The sequence below is a fragment of the Acidaminococcus intestini DSM 21505 genome (assembly GCF_000425045.1).
In the GTDB taxonomy this organism is placed as follows: domain Bacteria; phylum Bacillota; class Negativicutes; order Acidaminococcales; family Acidaminococcaceae; genus Acidaminococcus; species Acidaminococcus intestini.
In genome coordinates this window covers 96,117-111,124 of record NZ_AULA01000002.1, presented here as the reverse complement: position 1 = coordinate 111,124, position 15,008 = coordinate 96,117, and the positions used below count along the sequence as shown (strand labels likewise).

General features: G+C 48.6%; 14 protein-coding genes, 1 tRNA gene and 3 pseudogenes. 12 read left to right on the top strand and 6 right to left on the bottom strand.

The genetic code is table 11. The features are described 5' to 3' along the window. Positions 1-196: 196 nt before the first annotated feature. Positions 197-1,195 (top strand): alpha/beta hydrolase, encoded by a 999-nt coding sequence (locus H503_RS0101575; RefSeq protein WP_009015921.1) that lies wholly within the window; start codon positions 197-199, stop codon positions 1,193-1,195. A 151-nt stretch (positions 1,196-1,346) separates the two neighbouring features. Here the strand turns inward: H503_RS0101575 and H503_RS12920 are convergent. The 3 pseudogenes from H503_RS12920 to H503_RS12650 form a co-directional block, all read right to left on the bottom strand. Then, positions 1,347-1,658: pseudogene (locus H503_RS12920) on the bottom strand (transposase); the annotation flags it as partial. 34 nt (positions 1,659-1,692) lie between these two features. Then, positions 1,693-1,860: pseudogene (locus H503_RS12880) on the bottom strand (transposase); the annotation flags it as partial. Then, positions 1,858-2,412: pseudogene (locus H503_RS12650) on the bottom strand (helix-turn-helix domain-containing protein); the annotation flags it as partial. The pseudogenes H503_RS12880 and H503_RS12650, both read right to left, overlap by 3 nt. Before the next feature lie 297 nt (positions 2,413-2,709). Here H503_RS12650 and ahpC point away from each other — a divergent pair. Next, complete coding sequence (gene ahpC / locus H503_RS0101565) at positions 2,710-3,273, top strand: alkyl hydroperoxide reductase subunit C (RefSeq protein WP_009015776.1); 564 nt, start codon at positions 2,710-2,712, stop codon at positions 3,271-3,273. Positions 3,274-3,336: 63 nt separating this feature from the next. Next, positions 3,337-5,013, top strand: coding sequence for an FAD-dependent oxidoreductase (locus H503_RS0101560; RefSeq protein WP_014128732.1), 1,677 nt, complete (start codon positions 3,337-3,339; stop codon positions 5,011-5,013). 112 nt (positions 5,014-5,125) lie between these two features. Here the strand turns inward: H503_RS0101560 and H503_RS0101555 are convergent. Next, positions 5,126-5,202: transfer RNA gene (locus tag H503_RS0101555), tRNA-Pro, on the bottom strand. A gap of 30 nt (positions 5,203-5,232) precedes the next feature. Further along, positions 5,233-6,885: a DUF4127 family protein gene (locus tag H503_RS0101550; protein WP_014128731.1), complete on the bottom strand. Its 1,653-nt coding sequence runs from the start codon at positions 6,883-6,885 to the stop codon at positions 5,233-5,235. Positions 6,886-6,956: 71 nt separating this feature from the next. On the opposite strand from H503_RS0101550, the gene rsmD reads away from it, so the two are divergent. From rsmD to H503_RS0101530, 4 genes are all read left to right on the top strand, one after another. Beyond that, a complete protein-coding gene (gene rsmD, locus H503_RS0101545) occupies positions 6,957-7,514 on the top strand; it encodes a 16S rRNA (guanine(966)-N(2))-methyltransferase RsmD (RefSeq protein WP_014128730.1) in 558 nt (185 codons plus the stop codon). Between the two features lie 49 nt (positions 7,515-7,563). Further along, a complete protein-coding gene (coaD, locus tag H503_RS0101540) occupies positions 7,564-8,052 on the top strand; it encodes a pantetheine-phosphate adenylyltransferase (RefSeq protein WP_009015772.1) in 489 nt (162 codons plus the stop codon). A gap of 27 nt (positions 8,053-8,079) precedes the next feature. Then, positions 8,080-8,628, top strand: a complete 549-nt coding sequence (locus H503_RS0101535) for a hypothetical protein (RefSeq protein WP_009015771.1) — start codon at positions 8,080-8,082, stop codon at positions 8,626-8,628. A gap of 318 nt (positions 8,629-8,946) precedes the next feature. Next, the gene (locus H503_RS0101530; protein WP_016459442.1) at positions 8,947-9,441 is read left to right on the top strand and encodes a radical SAM protein; all 495 of its coding nucleotides are present in this window, start codon (positions 8,947-8,949) and stop codon (positions 9,439-9,441) included. A 327-nt stretch (positions 9,442-9,768) separates the two neighbouring features. On the opposite strand, the gene H503_RS0101520 is transcribed toward H503_RS0101530, so the two are convergent. Then, positions 9,769-10,977, bottom strand: a complete 1,209-nt coding sequence (locus H503_RS0101520) for a tRNA(Met) cytidine acetate ligase (RefSeq protein ID WP_026385393.1) — start codon at positions 10,975-10,977, stop codon at positions 9,769-9,771. A gap of 117 nt (positions 10,978-11,094) precedes the next feature. Between H503_RS0101520 and H503_RS0101515 the strand changes: the two genes are divergently transcribed. The 5 genes from H503_RS0101515 (at position 11,095) to plsX (ending at position 15,006) form a co-directional block, all read left to right on the top strand. After that, complete coding sequence (locus tag H503_RS0101515) at positions 11,095-12,291, top strand: acetate/propionate family kinase (RefSeq protein WP_026385392.1); 1,197 nt, start codon at positions 11,095-11,097, stop codon at positions 12,289-12,291. Between the two features lie 65 nt (positions 12,292-12,356). Further along, positions 12,357-12,860 carry a YceD family protein gene (locus tag H503_RS0101510; protein WP_009015767.1) on the top strand — a complete coding sequence of 168 codons (504 nt, stop codon included), beginning with the start codon at positions 12,357-12,359 and terminating at the stop codon, positions 12,858-12,860. Between the two features lie 24 nt (positions 12,861-12,884). Beyond that, positions 12,885-13,067: a 50S ribosomal protein L32 gene (gene rpmF / locus H503_RS0101505; protein ID WP_016459444.1), complete on the top strand. Its 183-nt coding sequence runs from the start codon at positions 12,885-12,887 to the stop codon at positions 13,065-13,067. Positions 13,068-13,415: 348 nt separating this feature from the next. After that, a complete protein-coding gene (gene fapR / locus H503_RS0101500) occupies positions 13,416-14,006 on the top strand; it encodes a transcription factor FapR (protein ID WP_009015766.1) in 591 nt (196 codons plus the stop codon). Then, positions 13,990-15,006 carry a phosphate acyltransferase PlsX gene (plsX, locus tag H503_RS0101495; RefSeq protein WP_009015765.1) on the top strand — a complete coding sequence of 339 codons (1,017 nt, stop codon included), beginning with the start codon at positions 13,990-13,992 and terminating at the stop codon, positions 15,004-15,006. Before fapR ends, plsX begins: the two co-directional genes overlap by 17 nt. Positions 15,007-15,008 lie beyond the last annotated feature (2 nt).

Here is a 15,008-nt window from a genome sequence, read left to right as displayed (position 1 = left end):
ATGTACTAAATAGAGGATATCTCAATTCTCCTTTATTTTGGTTTGGTCACCTTATATTTTGGAGAATTTGATGTCCTTTTTCAATATCCATCTGTCTATGACTCCACAAATTTCCGTGAAGAACCTTGATAATATATGGTTATTTATGTATAATACAAATAAAGTGAAAATTATTTCTATTTAAAAGGAGTAAAAAATGAGATTGACAAAAATATTACTGCCTCTTTTTGTCGGATTTATCATTACAGCCCAAGGCTTTGCAGCTGAGCTCACTTCCATGCATAAAATTTTACCTGAATATCGTGAAAAAGCTGCAACCTTCCTCTTTCATATGGAAAATGAAGCAGATGTAGAAGCTTTTATGAAAGCTCCTGTTCAGTCCTTCCCCAATATAACTCCTGAAGTAATACATGCGGACAATGTTGAATTACGTATTTATCGTCCTAAAAATACAGAAAGCGGTACCGCCCTGCCTGTTATTTACTATTCTCACGGTGGTGGATATTTGCTGCGTGGCGCTTATAACAATATGCCTAAATACCAAATGATGGCTGACCGAATGAATGTTGCAGTAGTAACACCAAAATACAGAACTTCAATGGAAGCTTCGTTCCCTGCAGCACTTGAGGATGCGTACAAAGGCTTAAAATTTGTTAAGACTAGCGGTGCTAACTACGGCTTGAACACTGATAAAATTATAATCATGGGCGATAGTGCCGGTGGTGGATTAACGGCTGCTTTAGCTCTCTACAACCGCGATCACGATAATCTAAAGCTCAACGGACAAATTTTGATTTATCCTATGTTGGATAGCCGTACTGGCAGTAAGGATGACATTTATAATGCTCCGTACACAGGCCAAGTTTGCTGGGATCGCGAAACTAACGCGTTTGCATGGAAAAAGTTGGCCGGTTACAAAAAGATTCCTAAAAAAATGCGTCAATATTATTCTCCTGCCTTTGCTAAAAACTTAAAAGACTTACCGCCAGCCATGATTTATGTTGGCGATTTAGATCTTTTTGTAAATGAAGACATCAGCTATGGCAATAAATTAATTTCTCAGGGGATTGATACGGAAATGCACGTAATCCCGGGCGTTTACCATGGTTTCGATGCAGCGGTTCCAAATGCTAAAGCAACTATTGATTTCTGGAATACTGTTGCTTACAAAGTTGATTGTTTTATGAACAGATAAATATAAATTAATGGAATTTTGGTTGGTATCTGCATGGGTGTTAAGGCATGCGTCAAAAATTATGGTCATTTTATTGGAGGGTATGAAGAAAAGTCTGTAAATAAGGTCTTCTATGATATATAGTAGCGTATGCTAATTGTATACGCTAATCTTACGGAATTAATCGATTTGGATACATAATAGACAGCTCGCCTCTGACCTTGCCCCAGTTTCTAATAGCCATAGTCCATTTCTTAGTGGCTTCAAACGTTGCAAGATATAACGTTTTTAGCAATGCCTGCGCACTCGGGAAAACGTTTCTCTGGCAATTCAAGCGGCGGTAGGATGAATTCAAACTCTCTATCGCATTCGTGGTATAAAAGACCGTACGAACCTCTGTTGAAAATTTAAAAATTGGTGAGATGACATCCCAATTGTCAAACCATCGCTTCATGGACGCCGGATAATAGGGCGTCCATTTTTTCGGTTCTTTGTCAAATTTTGGGGTGCTAAAGTGTCTATGCTCTCCTGAAGAGGACATGCACGAAAGATAGTGCGTGTCCTTTTTCGTTGCGTGTGTTAATGTACAAGATCCTATGACGAAAGCGCTCAAAATTGCGCAGACCAAATGAGATCCGTTTTACCACCTTGATTTTATTGTTGCAGCCTTCAGTAAAGCCGTTGGTGGTTCGTGCCGGAAGAATGACCATTATCCGCTTGGCTTCAGAGTCAGTGATGATGACTTGGTACTTCTGACCGGCAGCATTTCCTTTAAATTCATCGATGGAAAGCACGCGGGGAAGGTGACTGGGACGAGGAATATGGACTTCATTAAAGACGCGAATGACCTGGCTGGTGCTGACATGGCATCGTCTGGCCGCTTCTTGGAAAGAAAGGTGTTGACGCAGCTCCTGGAGCATGACTTGTTGAAGCGAGGAAGAGGTTTGGAAATACGGAGAGGCAAAGGGGCTCTTCTCGTTAACTGTGTGACCACAGCTGCATCTATAGCGTCTCTGGCGATACAGGAGATGCAACTTTTTATGGAGAAGTGGGGAATGTTTGATGAGGCGCGTATAGTAGCCCTTTATGCGTCTTGTAGTGGCCTTGCAATGAGGGCGGATGTGTTCTTGAGGCGGCAGCTGAACCGCTAAAACCAAGGCTGATTCCGTTTCCTTTAAATTTTGAATCCATTCCTCTTTAATTCCTGTTAATTTTTCGATATAATCTAGGGAAGGCATATGTATTCAACTCACTTTCTTTATTGTTTGATCACTTTAATTGTAAGGGATTTGAGTGCATATGACTTTTTTTTATTGAAAAAAAGTAGGCGCTGAAAGGACACGCACCCAGACGGTCACGTTAGCGCCCCAAATTAAATTATAGAACCAAGAAAAGGCTTCCATCAATATCTATTATTGACAGAGAAAAAGTATCCTGTTATACTGTACGTAGTTAGTCAAAACTAACTTTCGCTTCCATCCATCTTTCCCAGCAAATGAAGCGGGAAATCAAGTACCAAAGGAGGATTCTACATTATGAGTCTCATCAACAAAGAAATCAGTGATTTTTCCGTCAAGGCCTTTCACCATAATGAACTCACAGACGTGAGCAAGAAAGACGTTCTTGGTAAATGGTCCCTCTTTTTCTTCTACCCGGCAGACTTTACCTTTGTTTGCCCTACGGAACTGGAAGATCTTGCTTCCAAATATGAAGCCTTTCAAAAGGCGGAATGCGAAATCTATTCCGTTTCCTGCGATACCGCGTTTGTCCATAAAGCCTGGCATGACGCATCGGAAAAGATTGCCAAGATCAAGTATCCTATGCTTGCTGACCCGACCCATGTTCTCGCCAAGGATTTTGATGTCCTTATTGAGGAAGCCGGTGTTGCTGAACGCGGTGCTTTCATCGTCAATCCTGAAGGACGCATTGTCTCTTATGAAGTGACAGCAGGTAATGTCGGGCGCAATGCCGATGAACTTTTCCGTAAGCTTCAAGCCTGCCAGTTTGTCTATGAACACGGTGATGAAGTTTGCCCGGCTAAATGGCAGCCTGGCGAAAAAACGCTGAAGCCGAGTCTTGACCTTGTGGGTCAGCTCTGATTCCTTTGTGTCCCTTTTTATAGGCCTTTGCCTTCTGTGAGCAATTCTCCCCTTTGCTGATGGATGGCGAAGGCCTTCTTTCCAAGTAAAAAGGAGCTTTCTATGATGCAAGTTGCCTCATTATATGATGTTCTTATTATTGGCGGCGGCCCTGCTGGTCTCACGGCAGCCCTTTATTTGGCACGGGCCCGCTATCGCGTCCTGGTCCTTGAAAAGGAAAAATTTGGCGGGCAGATTACCATTACGCAGCGGGTCGTCAATTATCCTGGCGTTCCCTCCATTTCGGGAATGGCCTTGGCAGAAACCATTCGCAGACAGGCCGAATCCTTTGGCGCGGAGGTTATCCTTGCCGAAGTGACCGGTCTTGAAGGAACCGGTGTGGTAAAGACTGTTCATACGGATAGGGGTGATTTCAAGGGTTTTGGAATTCTTCTTGCCACGGGTGCCCATCCGCGCCGTATCGGATTTGACGGCGAGGCCGCGTTTCAAGGCCGTGGTGTTGCCTATTGTGCGACATGCGATGGGGAATTTTTTACGGACCGTGATGTCTATGTTGTGGGCGGTGGTTTTGCTGCGGCTGAAGAAAGTGTGTTTCTTACGAAGTACGCCCGCCACGTGACAGTCCTCATCCGCGGTGATGGGTTCAAATGCGCCGCAAGCGTGGCCGAGCCGGCCCTTCACCACAATAAAATCACGATTCTGCCGCACCATGAAGTGGTCCGTGTCGAAGGAAACGGCATGGTGGAACAGCTTGTTGTCAAAAATAACGTGACTGGAAAAAAGAGGACCCTTTCCGCCCAAGACGGCGGTCCCCTCGGTGTTTTCGTCTTCGTCGGATATGAACCGGAAACCGCCCTTGTCAAAGGACTCGTCGACCTTGACCGGGAGGGATATATCGTAACGGACCGAGCCCAAAAAACAAGCCGGGACGGAATCTATGCGGCAGGTGACGTCTGCATCAAGCCCCTGCGTCAGGTTGTCACCGCTGTGGGGGATGGTGCCCTTGCGGCAACGGAACTGGAACGCTATGCAGCAAAGATGCAGAAAAAGACGGGTCTCCGTCCGCAATCACCTCACCCTGCCAAAAGTCCGGAAATAGCTGTACCCGCTTTGCACATAAAAGAAACAGATGCTGAGGAAAATCCTCTTTTTTCAGCAGATATGAAAAGGCAGATGAAGGGTCTTTTTGACCGCATGGCATCATCCTTGATCCTTGAAGTCCATGAAAACGAATCATCTGCTTCAAAGGAACTGGAAAGATATATCAAAAACCTCTGCAGCCTGACAGACAAGATTTCCTATCAAAAAGGGGCAAACAGTACGGAAGCGGCACCCTTTGTGGCCGTTCTTCGGGCAGAAGGGGAACCTACAGGCCTTCTTTATTACGGCGTTCCCGGCGGTCATGAATTTACTCCCTTCCTCTTGGGCCTTTATAATGCGGCAGGGCCTGGGCAGCCTTTATCAGAGCATGATAGAGCAGCTATCCTTGCCCTGCCAGCTCATGAAATTGATTTGATTGTATCCCTTACATGCAGGATCTGCCCTGATGTGGTGACGGTCGCCCAGCATATTGCAGCCCTTAATCCCAAAATTACGGTCCGTGTCCGTGATCTTGTCCATCATGGTCACTGGAAGGCGCGTTATCATATCATGGGCGTTCCCTGCCTTATCGTTGATGGGGGAAGGGATGTGCAGTTTGGAAAAAAGACCATGAAGGATCTCCTTGATCTCTTGGCATAAGAAAAGATCTGTTCCATCACGAAAAAAAGCTGAGGAAATGAATGTCATTTCCTCAGCTTTTAGGTAATAAAAAAGGAGCCTACCGCTCCTTTCGACCATCCAAATAAAAAGATGGTCGGGACGACAGGATTCGAACCTGCGGCCTCCTAGTCCCGAACCAGGCGCGCTACCAAACTGCGCTACGTCCCGAACAATCAACTTCTTGAGTATAATCGAAATTTATTCTTTTGTCAATTCTTTTTTCCCAAATTTTGGATGGACTGTCAAATCGATTTCAAAAGCCCGCTGCCAAGGAAACGCACTTTCAAAGGAAAGGTCCTGAAGGTAATAGGCGTCATGCTGATCCTGGTAAAAAGGTTCCTGACGCAGGGCCCAGACAAGGAGGGTCTTATAAAAGAAGAGTTCCCTTCCCAGATAATCTTGGGCGCCTGCGAGACTTTTCTCCGAAACAGGGACCTCGGGTGACCCATTTAGACCCGCAAGGACCGCCATGTGGGGCCGAATAACTTTTTGGTAGGCCCAGTCATCCAGGAAGCGGGCCGCATTGAAGGTGAGATTCTGGGCATAAAGACGGGGGAGCTCGTTTTGTGGCAGGTCATGGGCCCGCATGGAAACAATATTTCCCTGGGCAACGGCTGTACCAATGGCGTTTGATGCCGTATTCCATCCTGAATAGGCAAGAAGGCGGCCAATGGGGACCTCCTCCTTGACAAGGGTAGGAAGCAGGCACTCACCGCCCGCAAAATGCATGGATAGATCAACGAGGGCCAGGGGTTTTTCCTTCATGAGTGTCTTTACCCGGTGGGCCACGGGACGGTAATTTTCCGTGCGGTCCGTGCCGCAGTGAATGAAGAGATAATAGTCGGCTTCTTCGTCACTGGCTGTTTCAACGGCGCCAGAAAGGGCAATCTTTTCTTCGGCGATTTCCTGCAAGGTCAATGGAACAAAGGGCAAGGTGTAATCTTTCATGGCGTCCGATCCATAAAGGACCTTGACACGCGGCCGGTGTCCGCTTTCCTGAAGATAGATGCGGCTTGCAGCAAGGGCCCCAAGCTCATCTGCGCCCTGGCTTGTCATGATGGGCGGGTGGACATCGTAATTTTTTACATAACTTTTGACATTGAGCCGATTGTAATTGGGCAGCCCAAAGGGATGGGCATCATCCTGCCCAATCACAAGATCCGTGACAGGATGCTTGGTGGAAAAGTCGATGAGCATCTGGTTAAATGTGTCATTATCCCGATAGAGTGTCATATATTTCCATTTGAGATCCATAGGGATTTCTTTCTTGACGCTTTCATAAAGGGGTTCATCATAGGGCAGGCCGCGGATCTTTTTATCCATATTGACGGCCCAGGTCATAAGATGCCATTGGTACCATCGGTCGGGAAGGACTTGATCACTGATGAGCAGGCGGGGAATGACCGTGAAAAGGGAATATTCCTTTTGAGGATTCTTCTCCATGAGCGCTTCCAGGCGATCGAAAAATTGTGCTGTTGAAGCGGCATCGGCAGGGACAAGGCGGGAATGCAGGAGCCCGCCAAATAAAAGCAGGTCAGTAGATAGGAGGGCACCCCTGCGCCCAGGAAGATCCTTTTCAACATAGTCCCAGACCTGGGGAATATGGGCCGGCACTTCATACCAGTCCATCAGTTCATGGGGCGGTGCTGCAAAGTGGATGCCGGCAAGGGCCCCCAGTTCTTCCGTGAAGCGGCGGCACGGGGGCCGGTCATCAAGGGGAACAAAGGTCCAAGATTCAGAAATTGGCACCGGGGCCGGAGAAAAGGGCACGCCTTTTGGGGCCAAGGTGTGGTACAATACACATACTGCCGCTGCGGCGGCCCCACATAGGTAAAGGGGTCCTTTCTTCATGGCTGAGCTCCTTTCTTTTGACAATCAAATGAGTTTGCTATTTATTATATACGATGGGAGGCAATTTGTGTATGCGAATCATTACGGGACGGGCCCGAGGTATGAAACTGCTTCCACCCAAGGATTATGCCGTACGGCCCACGAGTGACCGTGTCAAGGAAGCACTCTTCAATATCATCAAGGACCGTATTGCCGGCGCTGTGGTTCTGGATGCCTTTGGCGGCACGGGAAACTTAGCTCTGGAAGCGTGGAGCAGGGGGGCAAGGAAAGTCGTCCTCTTTGATAAGAACCGCGAAAGCCTGCGGCTCATTCGTTTTAATGTAGAAAAGGCAAAGGCAGGGGCTGACGCCATTATCCGTCATACCGATGCCATCAAGGGCATTGCCGACGCCAAGGGTAATGGGGAAATCTATGATCTTGTTTTTTCCGACCCCCCTTATGATAAAGGACTCAATGAGGCCCTGTACAAGGCGCTCTGCCAACACGGCATCCTTCGCGACGGCGGTCTTTTGGTTCTTGAACATTCCCTCCTTGAAGATCCCCGGGAGTATGTGAAGGCAGGGACGGAAATCAGGATCGAAAAATATGGCGATACGAAAATCTCACTAATTGAGTGGAAATCTCTATAGGGATTTGATATAATGATGGTTAGAATTCGACTGTTATGGAGGACTTTTCATGCGCAGAGCAGTCTGTCCAGGAAGTTTTGATCCTGTGACCTTGGGACACTTGGATATTTTTGAACGAGCAAGCCATATGTTTGACGAAGTCATTATCAGTGTATTCGTCAATCCCACGAAGGACAAGGCCCTTTTTCCCATGGAGGAACGGGTTGCCCTCATTGAAAAAGCGACGGCTCACCTTCCCAATGTCAGGGTGACAAGTTTTTCGGGACTCCTCAATGAGTTCTGCAGGAAAGAAGAAGCCGCGTTCATTGTCCGGGGCCTTCGGGCGTTTTCCGATTTTGAATATGAATTCCAGCGGGCGCTTTTGATGAAGAAAATCGATCACAGTATTGAGACGGTCTTCATCATGACGGACGAAAGATATTCCTGCCTCAGTTCTTCCGGTGTCCGGGAGATGCTGTATTTCGGCGGCGATATCACGGGGTTTGTTCCCCCTTCGATCAAGGATGATATCATGAAGCGCGCACGATCGGCGCAGTGAAAAAAGAAAAGGAAGGAACGGATAACTATGGAACTGGATAATATCTTAGACGAATTGGATGATGTGCTGTCTTCTGCGGGATCGATTCCTGTTTTGAACTACAAGCTTGTCAAGGCAAGCGATGTGGATATGATCCTTGAAAAACTGCGCGGGGCTGTACCTCTTGAAATCAAACGGGCCCATGACCTGTTGGAAGAGCAAAAGGATATCAAGGAAAAGGCCCACGCGGAAGCTGACCAGATCATCGAGCAGGCCCGGGCCGAAGCCGACCGGATAGTCGACCTTGCCAAAGCCGAAGCCGACCGGCTTGTCCGTCAGGAAGAAGTTGTGAAAGCGGCGGAAGATAAGGCCAACAGCATCATTGCAACGACCCAGCAGTATGACCGCGATATGCGTGCTGCCGCAGATGCCTATGCGGATAAGCTCCACAGCGAATCCATGCAGTATGCCATGGATGTTTTCAACTATCTGGAAGAAAACCTCAACAAGACCTTGACGGCAGTCCGTGATAATGGTCAGGCCCTGCGCTCGTCCTATGAGTCAGACAACCAGATTGAATCGGGCGATCGGAAATAAACAAACAAAAAAGGAACCACTGCGTTAGCGGTGGTTCCTTTTTGTTTGTTGACGAAAAGCAGGCATCGATTATTATAAATTGCTTGAACGTGCACATTAATAAGATATGCTCGTGATGAATGAGGCTGTCCAGGCCTTATTCCGCTGGAAAGGAGCCATCAAGCACGATACAGAGCCCGTTTATCGACCATCTTATGAAGCTGGAGTGCTCCTCAATGAAGCAACGATTGGCTGCAGTCATCATGCCAATCGTTCTGCTCCACGTAGCGGGGACAGCCTTTTTCCGCCGTCTTTTTGTCCCAGATCCAGGAAGATCTCTTGGAGGTACGATCCTATTATGGGAACGGGGTCAAACAGATTATTCTTGTAACCGGAGATGCTTTTGCCTTGCCTACCAGGGACCTTAAGGGCATAGGAAAACTGATTGCTTCTATTTTCCCTCGTATCGATACCATTTCCATGTATGCTTCTATCAGGAACATCAAGGACAAGACCGATGAAGAGCTTCTGGCGCTCCGTGCCCTGAAGCTGAATGATTTCAACATTGGGGTTGACTCTGGCAGTGAGGCTGCCCTTGCTTTTTTTGATGAAGGCTTTCCCCTACATGAGGCAAAAGAGCAGCTTTTGCGCTTAAAACGTCTCGGCTGCTGCTATAGCATCAATTTGATGCTGGGGGCAGGCGACAGGGGAAAGGGACTGGAAAGTGCCAGAGCTAACGCTCTTTTAGCGAACTTGGTCCAGTCGCGGCTGATTTTTGGCTCACCCCTTCATGTTGATCGGGGCAGTGCCTTGGGGCGCCTTATCCAGGCGTGACAGTTTGCCGAAAACATCCTTGGCGAACAGATGGAAGAAAAGCTTGCCTTTTTGAAAGCACTGAATCTTCAGGATATAGAATTTTTTGGCCTCCATATGTCAAATGTCCTTCCCATAAATAGGCAGTATCCCCGCGATGAAAAGGTACTTGTAAGGGAGCTCGATGGGCATTATGCCGCTTTCCCAGAAACCCTGAAGCAGGCGCATCCTGAACGGGGACGGGAAGGCCGCGTTCTATTGTAACCCCCTTATTAGCAGGCTGCAGAAAATCACCGTGACAAAGGTTAGCCTTTATATCACGGTGATGGACTTTTAACAAGGATACGGTCAGTCCTTGATGGGAGCCTCTTTATAGTCACGGCCGGTAGCGGTCCCTGTTGCCACAAGTTCCCAGAGTGAAGTGGCCGCAAGGTCAAGCTCGAGTTTCCGCCTTGCTTCTTCGTTAAGGTGCCGGGCGGTATCTTTATTGACGAGCGAAAAAAGAGGGCGCGTTGCTGTTTCTTTCATCAGATGGAGAAGCTCTTTGCCTCGCTTTGAAAAAGCAAGGACACGCAGATAAGGGGCCTCGTCACTAAGCCCTGTGAAGGCCTTTGTTTCACCGGTACAAAGCAGCTGGAGCATGAGCCGCCGGATACGGGAACGGGAATAGCGTCTGCCGCTGCAGGCTGCCGCGATGGCGTCAAAGGAACCTTTTCGGCGGGCTTTTATAAGGGCTCTTTCAAGGCCTTCAGTGGCTTCAATATGGCGGGAAAGATGCTCGGCATCGGTGCTTTCAAGGGCGTAAGCCATCAATAGATCAAGGCGCTGCTTATGGAAAAGGGGAGAGGGGAGGGAGGCCAGATGGGCCTCTTCCTCTTTAGCCTGGATCCCCATGGCTGCAAAAACGGTAGCTGAGGGTCCTTCTTCCTCAAGAAAATGACGCAGGGCAGCCGCGCTTGCCGCTTTTTCCGTAAGACTTTCTTCATTATAGGGAGTTCCCTCTCTCAGGATGGGAAGAAGTGCGGCCGAGGGGAAGACCTGCCTTGCCATTTTTGCATAGCTAAGGGCAAGAAGGTTGTTGGAGCCCTTAAAAAAAGAGGCGTAAGCGGGGTCTTTTTTTGTGTAGGCTAGGGCCATGCTCTCAGCATAGGAAGTTCCTGCTTTCAGGACCCTTTCAAAAGCTTCGTGGTCCGGGGGTTCAGCAGCCAGCATGGTTAGTTTTGCTCGATCCGGATCTTCCATGCCAAAAGAAATATGGGTGACGAGGCCTGTGTGGCGCATGACCGAAAGGGCTCCGGCGGCAAAATGATCAGCTGAGCGCAGGACGCTTGCGGCGGGAAGTTCCAGAACGAGGTCGACCCCGCCCCGCAGGGCAAGTCGGGCCCGTTCCCATTTATCCCATAGGGCCAGTTCCCCACGCTGGGTGACGGAGCCGCTCATGACGGCAATGATGGGAACGTTACCCAAGGTCTTACGAATCACGTTGATTTGGTGGGCGTGCCCCTTGTGAAAGGGGTTGTATTCAGCCGTTATGGCGGCGACCGTTTGTAGTTCCATAAAATTCCTTCCTCAAATCGTTTTACAAGACGTCAATTCTTTGATATATTATTATAGTGCTGATTCAATCAGAAAAGAAACTGGTTTTTTGACCAGCAACAATCAGGAGGCTAGGGAATGAAGATTTTTGTTGTTAACTGTGGCAGTTCTTCCATTAAGTATCAGCTGATCAACATGGAAGATGAATCCGTCATCGCCAAAGGCCTGGTAGAACGTATCGGTATCGATGGTTCTGTCCTGACCCACACGCCGGCAGGCAAGGATAAGGTTCGCATGGAAAGCGAGATCCCCGATCATGTAGATGGGATCAAGAAAGTCCTTGCTGTCCTTGTTGACCCCAACCATGGTGTCATCAAATCCATGGATGAAATCGATGCCGTTGGTCACCGTGTTGTCCATGGCGGCGAAGTGTTCAGTGAATCCGTTCTCGTTACGGAAGAAAACCTGAAGCAGATTGAAGCCCTGAGTGATATGGCTCCGCTTCATCAGCCGCCTAATGTTGCTGGTATCCGCGCTTGCCAGAAACTGATGCCGAACACCCCGCAAGTGGCTGTCTTTGATACGGCTTTCCATCAGACCATGCCTCCTGTGGCCTTCATGTACGGCGTCAAATATGAAGAATACAAAAAGTACGGAATCCGTAAATACGGCTTCCATGGTACGAGCCATCGCTATGTAGCTGCCTGTGCCGCTGAGCTTCTCGGCAAGAAACCGGAAGATACCAAGATCATTACTTGCCATTTGGGCAATGGGTCTTCCATCACCGCTGTTGATGGCGGCAAATCCGTGGATACGTCCATGGGCTTCACGCCTCTTGATGGGGTCCTCATGGGCACCCGCTGCGGCTCCATCGATCCGGCAATCGTTCCGATCTTGATGCAGAAAAAGGGTCTGGACAATGCAGGAATGGACAAATATATGAACAAGGAATGCGGCGTTCTTGGCATCTCCGGCATTTCCAGCGACTTCCGTGACCTCGAAGATGCGGCCAATAAAGGGGACGAAAAAGCACAGCTTGCCCTTGACATGTTCTGCTATCAAGTCAAACGCTACATTGGTGCCTATGCAGCTGCCATGGGTGGCGTTGATGCCATTGTCTTCACGGCTGGCGTCGGCGAAAACGATATCGGAACCCGTGCCAAGGTCTGCAAAGGGCTTGAATTCCTCGGTGTTGAACTCGACGCTGAACGCAACAATGTTCGCGGCAAGGTTACGGAAATCAGCAAGGCTGACAGCAAAGTCAAAGTCTTCCTGATTCCGACGAACGAAGAACTCGTCATCGCCCGCGATACGAACCGCCTTTGCGGTAAATAAGGAATTCCCTCCTTTGTATTGACAAAGAAAGGGGACACCGTTATAATAAAGCGGTTGATACTATTATGATAAAGATCAATGTAGCAGAAATCAAAAAGCAGCTTATAGGTTCGGCATCCTATCATTATGAACTGGATCCGGAAGCCCTTGACCTCACGGAAGACGATGTTTCCCTTGAGGGTCAGGTGGTGGCGGACTTCACGCTCCATAATGGGGGAGAGTTGATCCTTCTTGATGGAAGCCTTCACTTTTCTGTCAAAGGAGAATGTGGACGCTGTCTCAAACCTTTGGTGCAGCCCCTGGTTTCCACTTTGGAAGAACGGTACTATCCGGAAGGAACGGAGAACCTTCCCGATGATGCTTTCACTTATAAGTTTGATGTGGTTGATGTTACGGATGCTTTGAGGGAGTCCCTTCTGCTGACTGTTCCTGCACGTATGCTGTGCAAACCGGACTGCAAGGGAATCTGTCCGGTCTGTGGAGCTGATAGGAACGTGGCACCATGCAATTGTGACACAAGAACCATCGATCCTCGATTACAGGCTCTCGAGGCATTGTTAGAGAAATAGGTTGAGTTTAGGAGGTGTTTCGTAATGGCAGTACCAAAGAGAAAAATGTCTAAAGCTCGTCGCGATTCCCGTCGCGCTAATTGGAAACTGACTGCTCCTGGCTTGGTTGAATGTCCGCAATGCCATGAGCAGATGCGTCCTCACCATGTATGCCCTGAATGCGGTTACTACGATGGTAAGGAAGTCGTCAAGACCGAAGAGGAATAAGACATCAAGAAAAAAAGGCCATCGCTTTTGGGCGGTGGCCTTTTTTCCGTTTCAGCCTGATCCTGGAGCGCAGGAAGAGTCACTGCCTATTCTTGAGTGCCTTTTGTACAGGATCTTCATAGGCTTTTTGCTCAGCGCAGGGTCGTTTGGGGTAGAGCAGTGTCTTTGATGCCAAGCGCTTTTCGGGTAGGTTTTCCTCGTTTTGACGGCAGCACTTTCCAGAGGGGAATGTCACCGTTCTTTCACCTTTTATAGGCCCTTTTTACTTGCTTTTTAGGCTCGTTATCTTTATAATGAGTGTAGCTGTTATGACTAGGTACTAAAAGTAGGTGTAAAGTAGGTGATGGAATGGGCTCAGCGCAAAGTAAAAAGGTGCGTCAGCAGCGCCTCGAAGCTGCTCTTATCAAGAATCCTTTCCTGACTGATGCCCACCTGGCAGAACAGTTTGAGGTCAGTATCCAGACCATTCGGCTCGATCGGCTGGCCCTTGGGATCCCAGAACTTCGGGAACGGACGCGCCATATGGCGGAAAATGCCCAGAAGAAGCTCCAGGCGATTACCAGTGAAGACATTGTGGGTGAACTCATTGACCTTGAAATTGGGGTGAGCGGCATTTCCATGATGACCGTCAATAAGGAAATGGTCCTGCAAAAAACCGGTGTATGCCGGGGGCAATATATGTTTGCCCAGGCCAATTCCCTGGCTTTGGCCGTTATTGACGCACCGGCAGCCCTGACGGGCGTGGCCAATGTAAAATACAAGATTCCTGTTCTCAGCGGTGCCGTCCTTGTGGCGCGGGCCGAGGTTGTGAGAAAGCAGGAAGACAAATATACCATCTGGGTCAAGATCAGAAACAATCGGAAAGAGGTCTTTCGGGCCAAATTCCTGATTGTTTCCTTACCTGAAGAGAGGAACCAAGAAAATGAAAATCGCAGTTGATGTCATGGGAACCGATTACGGTCCTGCTGAAATCATTAAAGGCGTCCTTCAGGCTGTCAAGGAATATGGCTGCGATGCCGTCCTTGTCGGTGACGAGGACGTCATTAAGGCTGAACTTCGCAGGGAACACGAGGAAAACAATCCCCATGTGACCATCCACCATGCCAGTGAGGTCATTGAAATGAAGGATCACCCTGGCATCAGCGTCAAAAAGAAGCGGGATGCTTCCATCGTTGTTGCAACCGATCTTTTGCGCCAAAAAGAATGTGATGCCCTTGTTTCTTCGGGAAGTACAGGGGCAGCTGTTGCTTCTGCCCTGTTCGGCTTGGGCCGTATCAAGGGCATTGAACGGCCGGCTATTGCAACGGTTATTCCAAGTCTCACAGGGGCAACGGTCCTGTTGGATTCTGGTGCCAAGGTGGACGCAAAACCGGAGCAGCTTGTCCAAAGTGCCATCATGGGATCGGTTTATGCTGAATCCCAGCTTGGTATCAAAAATCCCCGGGTCGGACTCCTTAATATTGGGGAGGAAGAGACCAAGGGAAATGAGCAGTGCCTTGCAACGTATCCACTTCTTAAGGCCAATCCCCATATCCATTTCATCGGGAATGTGGAAGGCCGGGACATCAATAAAGGAACCGTCGATGTTGTTGTCTGCGACGGTTTTACGGGAAACGTTGTCTTAAAGACCATGGAGGGGCTTGGATCTGCTGTCTTGGAAATCATTCGTTCCGCAGTTAAAGGCAGCGGTTTCCTTTCCAAGTTTGGGGCCCTTCTTATGAAACCTGCCCTGACGGAAGTGAAGCGGAAAATGGATGCCTCCGAATATGGCGGTGCCCTGCTTCTTGGCGTACGTGCCCCCTTCATCATCTGCCATGGCAGTTCCAAAGCAAAAGCCATCAAGAACGCCGTGAGGGTAGCCATTGAACTGACAGAAAAGGATATTGTCGGAAAAATTGGCAGGGAAATCCTCCGGGACGAAGAAAGTGGGGAATTATAACT